Annotated in this window: 17 protein-coding genes; 14 read left to right on the top strand and 3 right to left on the bottom strand. The window is 31.0% G+C overall.

The features are described 5' to 3' along the window. The first annotated feature begins 70 nt into the window (after positions 1-70). Together HUE87_RS12625 and HUE87_RS12620 are read left to right on the top strand one after the other, a co-directional pair. A complete protein-coding gene (locus HUE87_RS12625) occupies positions 71-490 on the top strand; it encodes a hypothetical protein (RefSeq protein WP_229855201.1) in 420 nt (139 codons plus the stop codon). Continuing rightward, positions 463-1,197 carry a sensor domain-containing diguanylate cyclase gene (locus tag HUE87_RS12620; protein ID WP_229855200.1) on the top strand — a complete coding sequence of 245 codons (735 nt, stop codon included), beginning with the start codon at positions 463-465 and terminating at the stop codon, positions 1,195-1,197. The genes HUE87_RS12625 and HUE87_RS12620 overlap by 28 nt, the downstream gene beginning before the upstream one ends. Positions 1,198-1,201: 4 nt before the next feature. On the opposite strand, the gene HUE87_RS02745 is transcribed toward HUE87_RS12620, so the two are convergent. Together HUE87_RS02745 and HUE87_RS02740 are read right to left on the bottom strand one after the other, a co-directional pair. Continuing rightward, positions 1,202-1,981 carry a DNA-processing protein DprA gene (locus HUE87_RS02745; protein ID WP_229855199.1) on the bottom strand — a complete coding sequence of 260 codons (780 nt, stop codon included), beginning with the start codon at positions 1,979-1,981 and terminating at the stop codon, positions 1,202-1,204. A 1-nt stretch (position 1,982) separates the two neighbouring features. After that, positions 1,983-3,011: a divergent polysaccharide deacetylase family protein gene (locus HUE87_RS02740; RefSeq protein WP_194367217.1), complete on the bottom strand. Its 1,029-nt coding sequence runs from the start codon at positions 3,009-3,011 to the stop codon at positions 1,983-1,985. Between the two features lie 297 nt (positions 3,012-3,308). On the opposite strand from HUE87_RS02740, the gene rpsF reads away from it, so the two are divergent. The 6 genes from rpsF (at position 3,309) to HUE87_RS02710 (ending at position 9,859) form a co-directional block, all read left to right on the top strand. Beyond that, positions 3,309-3,746 carry a 30S ribosomal protein S6 gene (gene rpsF / locus HUE87_RS02735; protein WP_194367216.1) on the top strand — a complete coding sequence of 146 codons (438 nt, stop codon included), beginning with the start codon at positions 3,309-3,311 and terminating at the stop codon, positions 3,744-3,746. 32 nt (positions 3,747-3,778) lie between these two features. Continuing rightward, entirely contained in the window at positions 3,779-4,321 is a 543-nt protein-coding gene (locus HUE87_RS02730) for a single-stranded DNA-binding protein (protein WP_194367215.1), read from the top strand. A 143-nt stretch (positions 4,322-4,464) separates the two neighbouring features. Then, positions 4,465-5,748, top strand: a complete 1,284-nt coding sequence (locus HUE87_RS02725) for a tyrosine-type recombinase/integrase (RefSeq protein ID WP_194367214.1) — start codon at positions 4,465-4,467, stop codon at positions 5,746-5,748. Positions 5,749-5,754: 6 nt separating this feature from the next. Continuing rightward, positions 5,755-7,293: a site-specific integrase gene (locus tag HUE87_RS02720; protein WP_194367213.1), complete on the top strand. Its 1,539-nt coding sequence runs from the start codon at positions 5,755-5,757 to the stop codon at positions 7,291-7,293. Further along, positions 7,290-9,413 (top strand): integrase, encoded by a 2,124-nt coding sequence (locus HUE87_RS02715; RefSeq protein WP_194367212.1) that lies wholly within the window; start codon positions 7,290-7,292, stop codon positions 9,411-9,413. Before HUE87_RS02720 ends, HUE87_RS02715 begins: the two co-directional genes overlap by 4 nt. Positions 9,414-9,424: 11 nt before the next feature. Then, the gene (locus tag HUE87_RS02710; RefSeq protein ID WP_194367211.1) at positions 9,425-9,859 is read left to right on the top strand and encodes a hypothetical protein; all 435 of its coding nucleotides are present in this window, start codon (positions 9,425-9,427) and stop codon (positions 9,857-9,859) included. Between the two features lie 102 nt (positions 9,860-9,961). Here the strand turns inward: HUE87_RS02710 and HUE87_RS02705 are convergent, their stop codons facing one another. Beyond that, entirely contained in the window at positions 9,962-10,225 is a 264-nt protein-coding gene (locus HUE87_RS02705; protein ID WP_194367210.1) for a helix-turn-helix domain-containing protein, read from the bottom strand. Between the two features lie 549 nt (positions 10,226-10,774). On the opposite strand from HUE87_RS02705, the gene HUE87_RS02700 reads away from it, so the two are divergent. The 6 genes from HUE87_RS02700 (at position 10,775) to HUE87_RS02675 (ending at position 14,899) form a co-directional block, all read left to right on the top strand. Continuing rightward, positions 10,775-11,014, top strand: a complete 240-nt coding sequence (locus HUE87_RS02700; RefSeq protein WP_194367209.1) for a hypothetical protein — start codon at positions 10,775-10,777, stop codon at positions 11,012-11,014. A 57-nt stretch (positions 11,015-11,071) separates the two neighbouring features. Continuing rightward, positions 11,072-11,269 carry a hypothetical protein gene (locus HUE87_RS02695; RefSeq protein WP_194367208.1) on the top strand — a complete coding sequence of 66 codons (198 nt, stop codon included), beginning with the start codon at positions 11,072-11,074 and terminating at the stop codon, positions 11,267-11,269. A 7-nt stretch (positions 11,270-11,276) separates the two neighbouring features. After that, entirely contained in the window at positions 11,277-11,672 is a 396-nt protein-coding gene (locus HUE87_RS02690) for a hypothetical protein (RefSeq protein WP_194367207.1), read from the top strand. A 640-nt stretch (positions 11,673-12,312) separates the two neighbouring features. Further along, a complete protein-coding gene (locus HUE87_RS02685; protein WP_194367206.1) occupies positions 12,313-12,540 on the top strand; it encodes a hypothetical protein in 228 nt (75 codons plus the stop codon). Positions 12,541-12,594: 54 nt separating this feature from the next. Further along, the gene (locus tag HUE87_RS02680) at positions 12,595-13,764 is read left to right on the top strand and encodes a TolC family protein (RefSeq protein WP_194367205.1); all 1,170 of its coding nucleotides are present in this window, start codon (positions 12,595-12,597) and stop codon (positions 13,762-13,764) included. Continuing rightward, the gene (locus HUE87_RS02675) at positions 13,757-14,899 is read left to right on the top strand and encodes an efflux RND transporter periplasmic adaptor subunit (RefSeq protein WP_194367204.1); all 1,143 of its coding nucleotides are present in this window, start codon (positions 13,757-13,759) and stop codon (positions 14,897-14,899) included. Before HUE87_RS02680 ends, HUE87_RS02675 begins: the two co-directional genes overlap by 8 nt. Position 14,900 lies beyond the last annotated feature (1 nt).

Genomic DNA, 14,900 nt, shown 5'->3' with positions numbered 1-14,900 from the left:
TGTTTCATAGTTTTTTCAAGATAACATAGACACTCTATTAGAAGAATTTTTAGATAGATATACCTCTTGTTTGAATACTTATAATGAAGATAAAATAACAATAATATCAGGCCATTATAGAAAAATATTAACCACTATAAATGGTGATTTTAAATATACTGATGTTTTAAAAGATTTTGAAAATATAGCTAAATATAAAATATCTATTAACCTACCATATGTTTTGATGATAAACGACATACATGGTCTTAAAAATATTTTGATTTCTAACGTTACTAAAAAAAACATCAACTCAAACATCATAAACCTTTTATCTTTTTTTAATGATGTAGGGAATAAGGTTGCCAGCGTATATTTAGAAGAATATATAGGAAGTCTTTTATCTATGAATAATGTTCGAATAAATTCCCTAGCAGATATAGGAGAAAAAAAGAATATCATTTACTATGAAGCACATCTTTTATGGCTAATAAACTTGCAAATTCTATAAAAGATAAAAAATCAAAAAACTTTCCAGAGCTAGATGAAGAGAAATGTGATTTTGGAAAGTGGCTTATCAATGATGCAAAAAAAATGATAAATCATTTAAAGCGTGATGAAAGTCATGTCCTCTTAACATACCTTGAAAAATGTGAGTTTATCTCTCTAAGTATTGGAACTGAGCTAGCATTAATAGACAATATGTTAATAAATAAACAAATATCAAAAGACTCATTAACGGGAGCTGTAAGCCGTCGAGGCTTAAAAAGTATATTTATGAATCAGTATGAGCTATCTTTGGCAACAAACAACTCTTTTGTTCTCGCTATGTGTGATTTGGATAATTTCAAGAAAATTAATGACACATTTGGACATGTCGCAGGGGACAAGGTCCTTAAACATTTTGTAGATATAGTAAAAAAACATATTCGAAATTCTGACATTATCATTCGTTACGGAGGAGAAGAATTTACTATAATATTGCCAGCTATAGACAAAACAAATGGATTTAAAGTTTTAGAAAAAATTCGTAAAGACTTTAAGAAAAATGTTTTGAAATTTAATGGAAAAAGCATTGAAACTACTGTTAGTATGGGTTTAATTGAAGTTCATCCTGAATCTTATTATAAAAAACATTTTCTTGATGAGTATATTATGATAGCTGATCAAAAGTTATATTATGCAAAAAATAGTGGACGAAATAAAATTGAATTTTAAAAAATTAAGTTAAAAAAATTAATCCATTTTTAATCTCAATATCACCACTAAGCTCAGCTTCAAAAATTCTGCTTGGGTATTTTTTCAAAGCATCATCGTAAGTTGGGTTTGTATTACAAAATTCTAAGAAATCGTCTATTTTATTTTCTACATGTATGCCATTATGTGTAGAAAATCTTGCTACAAACTCATCTATATCGTAAATCAGTTTTGCCTTATTGTCCCTAAGCAGTTTATTTGTAGCTTCACTCTCACCTAGTCTTTGTGGAAGCACATAAATCTCTTTTCCCATCTTTAAAGCAAACTCAACACTTCTCATAGTTCCACTACCCAGCTCAGCTTCACCAACTACCAATACATCACCAAGAGCAACAACAAGTTCATTTCTCACTACAAAACTCCAAGGAGTTGCCCGAAAACCTGAATCAAATTGACTCAGTAAAAGTCCATTATTTTTTATATCATTTAGTAAGTTTTTATTTACTGCTGGATATCTTATGTCAACTCCACACGGCAACACAGATATAGTATGCAAAGCTCCAGCTCCACTATGAGCAACAGCATCAATACCCATGGCTCCTCCACTAACAATGCATATTCCATTTTTAGCTAATTGAGATGCGAGTTTTTGAATCATAAGACGAGAATACTTAGTAGGTTTTCGGCTTCCAACAATTGAGATTTTAGTTCGTTTTAAAAGTTCAAGATTACCGTCATATAAAAGCTGATTAGGATAGCTTTTCATGCATGAAAGCTCCTCAATTTTATCTTGAACTATATTCACTTTAATACAGTCTATCTATAAGGACTAACTCAACATCCTCAAAAAGTTTTTTTGATTCACTCAGTGCCATTATTGTATTAGCATGTGGATGCCCTATAGCTATAGCTGTTCCATGTAATTTTGCTACTTTTATTGCTTCTTTAATCTGTTTTTTAACGTATTTTTTTTCCATTTCATGGTCTAAAAATATATCTCTAGCCATATATTTTTTCCCATAATTTTTCATGACCATAGGTACTTTTGTAGACGCGATAGTTCTACTGTCTATAAAGTTTATATTTTGTTTTTTTAACGCATAAATAAGTTTATTTACTGCTAATTCATTTGATGTGAATTTGCTTCCTGTATGATTATTTATATATTTAACATTTGGAAACAATTTTCTTATGCTGGCAATTCTTTTAGAAATCTTTGTTTGCGAATCAGCAACTCTTAAAGTAAATGGTTCCTCTTTTGTAAAACTTTTAGCTTCCATAGGCAAATGAACCATATAGAATTTCTCATGAGATGCTAATATCGCTGAGTTAGGCCTAAATTCACTTGGCGGTAAAAAAGACATAGTAAGAGGCAAGTTTAAACTCTTAATAGCATTAACATGTGACTTCACACTAACATCATCTATAATAATTGCCAACTTTGGCTTTGTTGAAACTATTTTTATCTTTCTCTTTGGTGCTTTTGGCAAAGTTTCACCATCATACTCATGTGATGCACTGAGACTCTTTAGAATAATTTTTGGTTCTTTTTCTAACTCTTTTTTTACATCTTTTTTCAAGACCTCTTTAAGACGACTGCTTACACTACTTTTATCTTTTTTAGCACTAACAGCCTCAAGTTTTCTCAACATTGCTAATTTTTTTTCATCTTTTCTAATCTCCTTTTTCAGCATATCATTTTTAGCGTCTTTATACCCTATATAGTATCCTGCTAAAAGTGAGCCTAAGATTATTGCCACTATAGATAAAGTCCACGCAATGTACACTAGAGTGTTTGAACCTTTTTTTGAACTTTTATTTTTTCTTTTTGTCATTAAATGTAAATCCTATTTTTATTTCATGGGTTATATTTTAAAACTATATCCAAAAAGTAAACTCATACACATTAATATGACATATTGACATATATTACATATCTCTTCTTCAAACAAGGTTCCCCCATCACAAAGAACAAAGAATAGATAATTACAAATTAAGTATAATTTATATATAATCCCGCGTTCCTTTCTCTTTGTATCGTTATATACAAACGATATATCCATATCCGAAAGGGAAACAAAAGCCTTGCATCATTTAATGATTGGCAAAATACCAAAGGGAGATTATACTCTATGAGAAATTACGAAAACCTAGTAATCGTAAAACCAACACTAACAGCAGAAGAAATTCAAGCTAGCATTCAAGCTATCGAAGATGTTATTACTTCAAATGGTGGCGAAATTGCTACAACAGACGCAATGGGTATGAGAAAATTAGCATACCCTATTGATAAAAATGAGCGTGGATACTTCCATGTTATCTATTATTCAATTGCCCCATCAGCAATTACTGAAATTGAAAGACGTTTTCGTATTAATGAAAATCTTCTTCGTTTTGTTACTATCAAATATGATACTAACCGTGAAGTTGCAGCTTTTAATCAACTAGTGCAAAAAGCTCAGAAAAAAGCGGCAGCACCTGCAAAAGCTGAAGTTGAAGCAGCAGCAGTTGAAGCACCAGCAGCAGTAGAAGTTGAAGCACCAGTTGCTGAAGCACCAGTAGCAGAGTAATTGGCAATAGCCTAAACAAATAAGGAATATTCATGTATAACAAAGTTATTATGGTTGGAAACTTAACTCGCGATATCGAACTTAGATACTCTCAAGGCGGAATGGGAATAGCAACTACTTCTCTTGCAACAAGCCGAAAGTTCACTAGCAATGGTGAGAAAAAAGAGGAAGTCTGTTTTGTAGATATTACATTCTTTGCAAGAAGCGCGGAGATTGCTAACCAATACCTTAGAAAAGGGAGTAAAATCCTGGTAGAAGGTAGACTTAACTTTGATCAATGGGTAGATCAAAATGGACAGAAACGCTCTAAGCATACTATAGTTGTTGAAACTATGCAGATGTTAGATTCTAAAGGCGATAACCAAGGTGGCGGTAGTAATTACCAAGCACCTCAAGGTCAACCTCAGCAGCAGCAGCAACAACAACAAAGTTATCAGCAACCGAGTCAGCAGCAACAGCAGCCACAAAGCTATCAACAGCCGGCTCAGCAAAATGCCAATGCTTACTCTAAGCAAATGCCAAGTAGCGATTCAGTTCCAGTGATTGACATAGATGAAGATGAAATTCCATTTTAAAATACACCAAGTTATAAATGTAAACTACTCTATTAAATAAGTCTTATATTTGCCATACACTGGTAAATGTAGCTTATTTACACTTTCTTTTCTAATTTTCACACTTTATGTTATAATGTTTACCAAAATAAATGGAAATAAATATGACATCTTATAAGATTAAAACTATTGTAATGTCAGATGGTGAAAGACTACCTATGTTGATAGAATCTAACACTGGTATTCCAGATTATTGGATTACACTTTATTCTATTACTCAACTAAGATCAAGAGGTTTAGCAGTAAAGACAATAGAACAAACTTTACAACACTTAAAATTATTAATGTTTTTTTTGAAAAACAACTACACAGAAGAGATTAATCTAGAAAAACGTTTAGAAGATGCTAAGTTGTTAAGTTTGTCTGAGGTTGAAATACTTTGTGATATATGTAAATTACATATTGAAGATTTAACAAAAGAATATTCATCAACAAATACGCAAACAAATATTAAACTAAACTCTTTAGAGAATTTTAGAAACACTAGTAATACCAAAAACATAAATACCGTTGATCCAAAAAGCACAGGACATCGTATAAGATCTATAAAAGACTATCTAGTCTGGCTTGGAAATACTTTTCTATCTAACGTTGAGGATTTTGGTTTAAAAACTCTTTCACTTAACGATGCTATCAAAACAGTTAAATCTACTTTAGAAGCTAGAATACCAAAAGTTCAAAGTTCAGATCCACTTTCAGGGAAGAGAAGTCTCTCAGAAGAAGAACTAAAACTTTTATTTTCAATTATTGATAAAGATTCCAAAAAGAATCCATGGAAAAGTTCTTTTGCTAAGACAAGAAATGAACTAATAATTTTTTGGTTATACGAATTTGGATTAAGGAGAGGTGAACTTTTAAATATTAAAATGTCAGATCTTAATTTTCAAGAAGAAACTGTTTCAATTTTAAGACGACCTGATGATTCAGATGATTCAAGAACAAACCAGCCAGTTGTTAAAACGCAAGCAAGAAAATTAGCTATACCTAAAAACTTACTAGACCTGACTTACTCATATTTATTTGGGATCAGAGAAAGTCTACCTGAATCAGTATATCATCCATACTTATTTGTAGCAGACAAAAGTGGTTTACCTATGAGTTTATCTGCTCTAAACAAAGTATTCTCTGAACTAAGAAAAGCAAATCCAAACTTACCACAAAACTTTTCACCTCATATTCTAAGACATTCATGGAATGATAAGTTTTCAAAAATAATGGATGCTAAAAACATACCTGAAGAACGGGAAAAACAAATTAGATCATATCTTATGGGTTGGTCCCCAACATCTAATAGTGCTCATACATATACAAAAAGGCATATTGAAGAAGAAGCCAATAAGGTGATATTAGAGATGAGTGACAATTCCATAAAAGCTAAAAAGGAGTAGTTTATAATGATTTTAATACAAGAAGATAATTTTCAAAGTCAAGAACTATTACCAAATGAATGCATAACTAAAGATGGTTTTAAATTTAATCCAAATTTAGATGTATGGATATTTTCAGACATATCTAAAAACACAAGATTTGATTTTACAAAACTAGGCTTTATTGATACAGACATATACGGTATAAAGCGTACATTTATATGGTACCTAGAAAATAAGTCTATGAGTCACTCAATCAATATGTACGACTTATTGTTACGTCTACTTAATTACATATATAAATTAAAAAATGAAATCATAAAAGAAGTTTCTATTAAAGATTTGAAGAGCTATAAAAGCTCCTTAGATAAAAAGCACATGTGGTATTTAAGTTCATTATCTGGTTTTTTAAAAAAATGGTATGAAATGGGTTATACTGGATTGTCTAACGAAGCATATGAATATCTTAAAGAAGTAAACTTACCTGGGAATCAAAAAGGACAAGCCGTATTAACCATGGATCCATATGATGGTCCTTTTACTGACTTAGAGCTAGAGTTAATTCAAGATACTTTAAATAATAAATATGCCAAAAATGAAATATCTGATTCAGATTTTTTACTTGTATGGCTAATGATTATTTATGGATCAAGACCGATACAGTTTGCATTACTAAAAGTAATTGATATAAAATCTTTTCAAAAACAAGATAGCTCTAATGAATATATAATATCCATACCTAGGGTAAAAAATAGAAAAAAAGCACGCTCAGAATTTAAACAACGCATATTACCATCAGAAATTGGACAGCCTATGCTTGAATATGCCGATGAAGCAAAAAATCAGTTTTTAAATATATTAGAAGATCCGAATCAAGCACCTTTATTTCCTGCTTCTTCTAATAAACGTACGGGAGAACTAGCTTATCATTCTACATCTGGAGATATAACAGATAGAATTCAGTTAGTTATCTCTAAATTTAATTTAATTTCTGAAAGAACAGAAGAAAAACTTCATATTACATCCACACGCTTTAGACGTACAATTGGTACTAGAGCTGCTGTTGAAGGCCATGGTGAACTTATAATTGCAGAAATTCTTGATCATACAGACACTCAAAACGTTGGTGTTTATGTTCAATCTTTACCTGAAATAATAGAAAGAATAGACAAAGCAATTGCTACCTACATGGCCCCAATTGCTCAAGCCTTTGCAGGAAAACTAGTAAAAGACAAATCGACAGCTACACGCTTTGATGATCCAACAAGTGATATTATCGATCCTAAAGTAGACCCTTCATGTAAGGCTATGGGAAAATGTGGTACTTATGCGTTTTGTAGCCTTTCTGCACCATTGGCATGCTATACATGTAATAGTTTTCAAGCCTGGGTTGATGGTCCACATGAAAAGCTTTTTGAACACCTGTTAAAAGAGCGTGAAGTACTTTTAAAAACAACTGACTACAGAATAGCTAGCATCAACGATAAAACCATATTAGCGGTTGCTCAGGTAATAATAGAGTGTAGAAGATATAAAGAAGAAAATGCACAAGAGTTGATAGTATGAATAATTTGAGAACACCAAAAACTATAACTGCAGAGCAAAATCTAAATACTTATATTGAGTCAAGTAAATACGAATCAATTTTTTTAAATTCAAATTTAAAATTTAGTGACAATATATGGGAACTAAATATTGAACAAAAAGCCAAGAAAGCTAAAACACGTGCTATTTTCTCAACATTTGACTATGCTAAAAAATCTCAACAGAAGATGACTGATGATGAAAAAGAAACTGGTGGAAGACAAATAGAGTTTATACAAAGTCCATATTTAGATTATGCTAAAGCATACTTTGCAATCACATTCTCAAATAACCCTACAAAATCTATATCCAATAAACTAACAGCACTAAGGGTGCTAGAAAAAGCACTACTTGAGATGGGTAATAATATAAATCCTGTAAATATAAATAATGACGTTTTAAATAAAGCAGCTGAAATTATAAAAGCTAACTATAACCAATCAACTGCTTATAGAATAGGACAAAAACTAGAGGATATTGCAAAATTACTTAATAAAAAAAATTTAGTAAAAACTTCAATTGATTGGCGAAATTCAATCAAAAGACCTAATGATACTTCTAGAATTGGTAAAAAAGCTGATGAGGATAGAAATAAAAAAATGCCTTCTCAAGTAGCTTTAGATGCCATACCAGAAATTTTTAATAAAGCCCAAACTCCATATCAATTGATGGCAAGCTCAACTATTGCTTTACTTTTTTGTTCACCAAATAGAATAAATGAAGTTTTTTTAGCGCCTTTTGATATTGAAGTACTACAAAAACAAAAAAATAAAAACTATGATCCTTCCAAAGATGATGAAAGTAAAATGTATAAAGAGTCATATGGATTACGATGGTTTCCAGCAAAAGGTGCTAAAGCAACACCAAAATGGATAACATCCTTAATGGTAGATACTGCTAAAAAAACAGTTCGAAGGCTAAAGGAGTTAACAAAAGATGCTAGAAAAGTAGCATTGTGGTACGAAAAAAATCCAGATAAACTTTTTCTTCCAGATGAGCTTGAGTACCTTAGAGATACTCATTTATTAAATATCAAAATGATATCTTTTATTTTATATGGTATTAATAACACAAATAAAAACCTTGATAAAAAAAGATCTTCTATTCACTGTTGGCTAAGAGACCATTCAGTATTAACAACTATGATTAAAGGTAAAAAACATGCTACATATAAAGATGTGGAAAAAGCAGTTTTAAGCCTTTTACCAAATAATTTTCCTTATGTAAATACCGAAATCGGATTAAAATATTCTCAAACGCTAATCATACAAAGAAAGTATGAGTATAACCATCAAAGAGATGTAATTGTCCCTACAGTAGAACCTTTTACACATCAATTTATTTCAGATGCTTTAGGAGCAAGAGATTCAAAATCTTCACTTTTTGAAATGTTTGGCTATAAAGAAAAAGATGGCAGTCCAATCAAAGCCACGTCTCATCAATTTAGACACTACTTAAACACACTAGCTCAAAAAGGTGGAGCTAGTCAACTAGATATAGCAAAATGGTCAGGTAGGCTTGATGTTCAACAAAATAACGCATATGATCATCTAAGTGCTGATGAAATGCTGTTAAGCCTAAGAGAAGCAGTTGGTGATGAACATTCTATGATTGGTCCACTAGCTAATATTGATGATCTAAAAAAGAAGGTTGTTATTTCTAGAGATGAATATGCAATACTCAAAATAAGGACAGCTCATCTCACTGAATATGGTGTATGTATACATGATTATACTATGACACCATGCCAACTTCATAGAGACTGTATGAGCTGTACAGAACAGGTATGCATAAAAGGTGATACAAAAAGAAATAATAAAATCAGATACCTTAGAGATGAAACTGAAAAGCTTTTAGAAAAAGCTAAAAATGCTCTCGAAAAGAAATACTATGGAAGCAATAAATGGGTTGAACATCATACAATAGTATTAGATAGGCTAAATCAGATTTGTAAAATTCTAGATGACCCCAATGTTCCTGAAGGCTCGTTTATTCAGCTATCAAACATACCTGTAACATCTTCAATTGAACAAGCAAAAAGAAGAAAAGAAGAAAAAATAGAATCAATTGAGTTTGATGAAATAAAAAAATTATTGAGTTAAATAGGAAAACCATGAGCCAAAATTCAAAACATACTAGATCTGAAAACCTTACAGATGAACTTATTGAAAAGATTGTAAAAATTCTTGATGGGTGGTCAGGAAAGTTAACCTGGGATAAATTAATTGACGAGATAGAGTTTAGAACTAAAAATAAATATACACGTCAAACACTTGGCAAGCATCAACGAATTAAAGATGCATATAACTTGACAAAAGATAGAGTATCAACTACTATAAAAGAACTTCCAAACATGAGTGCTGAAGTAGCCGCATTGATACAGAAAGTAAAGCGTTTAGAAGCTGAAAATGATAGATTAAATTTTGAAAATGAAGCATTATTAGCACAATTTGCAAGATGGGCTTACAATGCTCATAGCAAAGGTGTTACGAAAGAGATGTTAGACAAACCTTTAACGCCTGTTGATAGAGGTAAAACAAAACAATAAGAAAAACAAACACTTTTAACTTTAGTATTCAGACATTAGATCAATTTATGAAAGTGGAGATTCAAAATCTAAGTGTGAAAGAAACACTGCAGTTTTTGAGTACTATTCGGCAGCATTTACTGATATTAAATAAGAGAGCTCAATATCTAGTATTTTAGAGATTTTGTAAAGATGCTCTAAATTGAAGTGTTTATTATCGCTAGCCAATTCAGCAGCGGAAACTAAACTAACTGAACTGTACCCCATACTGTGTGATAGCTGAAGTTGACTTAAGCCTTTTTCTTCTCTGCATTTCTTAACATTTTTTCCAATATTTTTATACATTAATAATATCTCTTTATCAGAAAATATGATAGATTCTTGCATGTTAAAACTTTCATGTTTATTTAAAAGCAAGTATATTTTCGTTATAGTTTTATTACAACCCACTATCGTGGGTTTGCTGTGCGATTTACTCTATTGTTATTTAATGGCTTAGAGAAAATCGCATTATATTAACAGTTTATACAAGGAGAAGTAATTTGAATAGTCATGTTAAAGAGCTAAATGCGTACGCAAGAAAAAATAGTATTGATGATGGATTACTTCCTCAAAATCTTCCAGATAATATTTAAATAGGAGATAAGAATGCAATTAACAGGGATAATATTATTTTTTGGTGCCCTTGCTGGATTTATTTTTTGACTCTTCAGAATGTTATTACGCATTTCAAGTAAAGAAAATTTCATAAAAAGACAATTTTTGGGTGAGGAAGTATTTTTTAATATCATGCTGGGAATTGTTTTATTTATTGTTATGGCAATTTCAGCCGGAATGACATGGGGTGGGTGATTTATGAATTTAACACAAAGAGGTAGTGCTGATGGCAACATGAAGCTAGGTCAGCACTATAGCTAATCAAACGATGGGTCAAAGATGAAAAAAAAGAAAGCACTTACTAAAGAAGAACGAGAAGCTAAGAATTTAACTAGAAATTTAAAAAACATGAACAAGAATAAGAAAAAAATGGAGGAGAAAGTTGCTAAAAATAAAAGCGGCAACAGTAAGGAATGGAGCAAAGAGAAGTATAACCAATACTTTACTGAGAGCAACCGGTTATCGGACTATTCGTGCCCTAAAGGCGGAATTGTAAAAAGCAAGTATAGGAAAAAATAAAGTAGAATTATTAGAAATTAAAAATATGTAGCTAAGCTACAAAAAGAGGAATGAAGTATGAAGATGCTAGGAGTAGCAATGTTTTTTGTATTTGCTGTTGGGTTTATTTTATGGATTTTCATAATTCGATTAAACTTATCCTATAGAGAAAAGCTTATAGAAAGATGCATGGTCGAAAAGACGACATTGAATATTCTGCCAGGAATTGCTTTGTTTATTATGACTGTAATTTCAGCCGCAGCAGTATGGGGATGAGTTATTTATGAATTTAATAAAAAGAGGCAAGACTGATGGCAATCTGAAGCTAGGCCAGCACTCTTCTTATCCAAACTATAATCAAAATCTAGAAAGATTGCCAAGAAATTTTATTAGCAGAAGGGCATTTATCAGAATTTTAAAAAAATATTTTCCAGAATATGTAGTTGACCCTAATCTAGACTACGTTGGCGGCGATGTTGAATTAAAATATTACATAGGCGGAATCGGGCTAATACATACTCTTAAAAATAATGAAATATTTTATGAGCCTATAGTTGTCAACAAAGGCTATGTATGCTTCAAAGAAGCAACCCCAGAAGAGAGTGGAACCGTTTTATATCTGCACGATGGGGTAGTACTTGTATTTAAAGAGCGCTACCAAGAAGCAAATTTAACATGAAAATAGACATACTAAGCTCATTTTTTTTGTTCCATAATCCCTAAATATTTGTGGAACTTTGCAGTTTTTACTTTTTAAACACTTTGTGGAACACGGAAAACTAATATGAGCGCTTCTTGTTACAAATATAAGGGCTTTTTAGACATGCACTTTTATATAACTTTACTAAAATATGGTTATTTCTAGCGCAAAATTGGAACAATAAAATTTAAATTAAAATAATGGCTCCAAATACTGGAGTAGCTAAAAAAACTACTTAAATATATCAACATTCATGTTACCCCAAATCCTCATTTTATAATATTTTAATCAGTATATAATGAAAAAATAAATTCACTTTTTACAATCATTCCTATAATCAATACCTTAACAAATGAGATCTAATGCAAAATATTTCAGGCTAAAAACTCAAGTAAACTTCGGTACTATAGGTATTTAGAAAGGTTTATTTACAATGAGTTTTAAAAAAGTACTAGTTGTGGAACTATGATTTTTTTTCAATTGATGAGTTATACTATGGCTTTAAGTATATTATGAATAAAATTTAAGATAGAATACTCTTATGCATTTAAAAAAGATTAGTACCATTCTTTTATTATTCGTAGTTTCTTTTTCGGTTTTTCATGAAATAGAATTTGCAATGTTTGATAAAGAACCATGTGATGTTGTTGAATATGTAAGTGAATTTAGCAAAACCACAGATTGTGGAGATATTTGTGATGTTCATTATGAATACCATCATCCTTATTTAGTACCATCTTATGACACTATTGCATATCTTAATGTAGATAAGCTTCACAGTATTCCACAAAACACTTCATATCTCTTTGAAACTTATTCAAAAACTATTAAACCACCTATCGCATAACCTCAAACCTTAACCTATACTTATACCAAATTTTTATTTTTACAAAGGATAGTTATGTTGAAAAATATAATTATGTCTCTACTATTATGCACATTTTTGAGTGCTGAAAGTTTTGATGAATTTTTACAAAAGGCTATAAAAAATAGTCCTTACATGGAGTCTTCAGCATTAGCTGTTAAACAAACTAAAGAACAGGGCAATATTCTTACAAGGTATGAAAACCCTACATTAGAATTAGAGTATTCTTCTTTTGAACCAGATATTGGCTCAAATGATAATGGATACCGTATTGGTTATTCCCAACCTATTCGCTTATGGGGTGTGAGTGAAGATAAAAAAAATCTAACAGACGCAAATAATAAAAATGCGGACATTAACTATGCTCAAAAGAGAGCTATATTTATTCGTGATATATCTCTTGCATATACATCTTACTCTGAGGCAAACAAGCTATTAAATTTATCTGATGAAAGCTTGAGTATTGCCAAAAAAATATATGAAATCTCTATTGCTCGACTTGAGAGCGGTACAATTTCTCAGGGTATAAAACTTCAAGCTCAAGTAGATTATGAAATGAGTAAAAACTCAAAAAGTACTTTATCTTTAGCTGCAATGGATAGCTATTACTCACTCTTAAAGATTGCAGGAATAAGCAAAGAAATAGAGCTTGAAAATGATTATGAATTTAAAATAAACTCTAATATAGAGAATATTGAAAATCCTACAATTAAGGTCTTGCGAAGTCAACAATATCAAGCACTATCAGAAGCACAACTAAATTCTAACACTGTTGAATCGATAGACTTATTTGCAGAGATAGAAAATGAACCAGAGCAAGATGTACTTAGAGTTGGAGTGAATCTTCCATTAGCTATTTTTAACAACAGGTCTCAAGAAAAGACGATAGCAATGCTTCAAGCTTCACGTATAGAGCTTTTAATGAAGAATGAGAACGCTCGTTTAAATATGGACTTTATTAGACTTAAAAAAGAAAGAAAAGCACTAGTTGAGTTAAATGTAAATAATGAAAAAATATTGAAAACTCAACTAAAACTTTTAAAAATGTATGAAGATGGATATAAGATTTCAAATATAAATCTACTACAACTCCAAGACATTAAACATAAAGTTATTCAAACAAAAAGAGCTCTTATACAAATCTATACAGCATTAAATCAAAATGCTATATATACAAATTTTTATCAAGGAACTTACAATGAATAGAATATCTCTTTTAGTACTACTATATGTAACATCTTTATTTAGTGTAGATATACCCACGGAACATGCTGAACTTCGTTCATTTGGAAAATCAATTGAATTGAATTCTCAAATCATTCAGTTATCAAACGCTAAGCAATCAGTTACATCACTAGTCAGTGGACATTTGGAAAAATACTTTGTTGAAGCTGGTCAAAGTGTAAAAAGTGGGCAGAAAATTGCCTTAATTGAGTCAATATTAGTCTCTAAAATGACAGCTGACTTTATCTCTTTAAAGAAACAAATAATATCTTTAAATGAAAATTATGACGCTAGTAAAAAGCTATACGATAAAGGTATGCTTTCTACTCAGGCATTAAATAATTTAGGAATAGAAAAAAATTCTATGGATTCAAAAATAGCCGCACTTCGTTCACAATTGCAGACCTTAGGTATCCAAACGAAAAATCTCAAGAAAGCAACGGGAAACTTCATTCTTTATGCTCATAGTTCTGGGAAAGTATCTAGTTTATTACAACCTTTACATACTGTAATTAGGGAAGATGAGGCTCTAATTACTATTATTAAAGACCAAGCTTTTTATGTTCAATCTTACTTACCTTTAAAGTATGCAAGTGTTATAAAGAATGGTCAAAAACTCAGTGTAGATTATAATGGTAGAAAAATCGTTACTCATGTAACTCAAATACTACCAGAGTTGGATGTTAAAACACAGAGGATAGTTATTCTATCAAGTGTTGATGAAAAAGCAGATGATTTGTTTGTAAATACATTTGTATCTTCAACTCTTTATTTTAAACCAACAGAAAAACATGTAGCTGTTAAGAAATCAGCGCTGTCATTTTTCAACAATGAATGGGTTGTTTTTATGCCAACAGAAAAAGAAAAACATGATGACCATGAAGAACATGGAGAAGAAAAACATGATGACCATGAAGAACATGAAGAAGAAAAACATGATGACGATGAAGATGAACCTTCATTACCATACGAAGCTCGTGTTGTTGAAATTATCACACAAGATGATGAATATGCAGGGGTTCAAGGAATAGAACTTGATGAAGAATATGTGAGTGATAAAAGCTATTATGTGAAGTCGATGATGTTAAAATCATCACTTGGCGAACATGGGCATTAGG

Source organism: Candidatus Sulfurimonas marisnigri (assembly GCF_015265475.1).
GTDB lineage: Bacteria > Campylobacterota > Campylobacteria > Campylobacterales > Sulfurimonadaceae > Sulfurimonas > Sulfurimonas marisnigri.
The sequence above is the reverse complement of the archived record's forward strand: the minus strand, read 5'-3'. Positions and strand labels throughout refer to the sequence as shown.

Excerpts from the sequence above, each read along its gene's own strand:
- HUE87_RS02740 (WP_194367217.1), bottom strand. The coding sequence starts at position 3,011 with ATGACAAAAAGAAAAAATAAAAGTTCAAAAAAAGGTTCAAACACTCTA.
- HUE87_RS02685 (WP_194367206.1), top strand. The coding sequence starts at position 12,313 with ATGTTTGATAAAGAACCATGTGATGTTGTTGAATATGTAAGTGAATTT.
- HUE87_RS02690 (WP_194367207.1), top strand. The coding sequence starts at position 11,277 with ATGAATTTAATAAAAAGAGGCAAGACTGATGGCAATCTGAAGCTAGGC.
- HUE87_RS02730 (WP_194367215.1), top strand. The coding sequence starts at position 3,779 with ATGTATAACAAAGTTATTATGGTTGGAAACTTAACTCGCGATATCGAA.
- HUE87_RS02715 (WP_194367212.1), top strand. The coding sequence starts at position 7,290 with ATGAATAATTTGAGAACACCAAAAACTATAACTGCAGAGCAAAATCTA.
- HUE87_RS02680 (WP_194367205.1), top strand. The coding sequence starts at position 12,595 with ATGTTGAAAAATATAATTATGTCTCTACTATTATGCACATTTTTGAGT.
- HUE87_RS02725 (WP_194367214.1), top strand. The coding sequence starts at position 4,465 with ATGACATCTTATAAGATTAAAACTATTGTAATGTCAGATGGTGAAAGA.
- HUE87_RS02705 (WP_194367210.1), bottom strand. The coding sequence starts at position 10,225 with ATGCAAGAATCTATCATATTTTCTGATAAAGAGATATTATTAATGTAT.
- HUE87_RS02720 (WP_194367213.1), top strand. The coding sequence starts at position 5,755 with ATGATTTTAATACAAGAAGATAATTTTCAAAGTCAAGAACTATTACCA.
- HUE87_RS02700 (WP_194367209.1), top strand. The coding sequence starts at position 10,775 with ATGAAAAAAAAGAAAGCACTTACTAAAGAAGAACGAGAAGCTAAGAAT.
- HUE87_RS12620 (WP_229855200.1), top strand. The coding sequence starts at position 463 with ATGGCTAATAAACTTGCAAATTCTATAAAAGATAAAAAATCAAAAAAC.
- HUE87_RS02675 (WP_194367204.1), top strand. The coding sequence starts at position 13,757 with ATGAATAGAATATCTCTTTTAGTACTACTATATGTAACATCTTTATTT.
- HUE87_RS02710 (WP_194367211.1), top strand. The coding sequence starts at position 9,425 with ATGAGCCAAAATTCAAAACATACTAGATCTGAAAACCTTACAGATGAA.
- rpsF (WP_194367216.1), top strand. The coding sequence starts at position 3,309 with ATGAGAAATTACGAAAACCTAGTAATCGTAAAACCAACACTAACAGCA.
- HUE87_RS02695 (WP_194367208.1), top strand. The coding sequence starts at position 11,072 with ATGAAGATGCTAGGAGTAGCAATGTTTTTTGTATTTGCTGTTGGGTTT.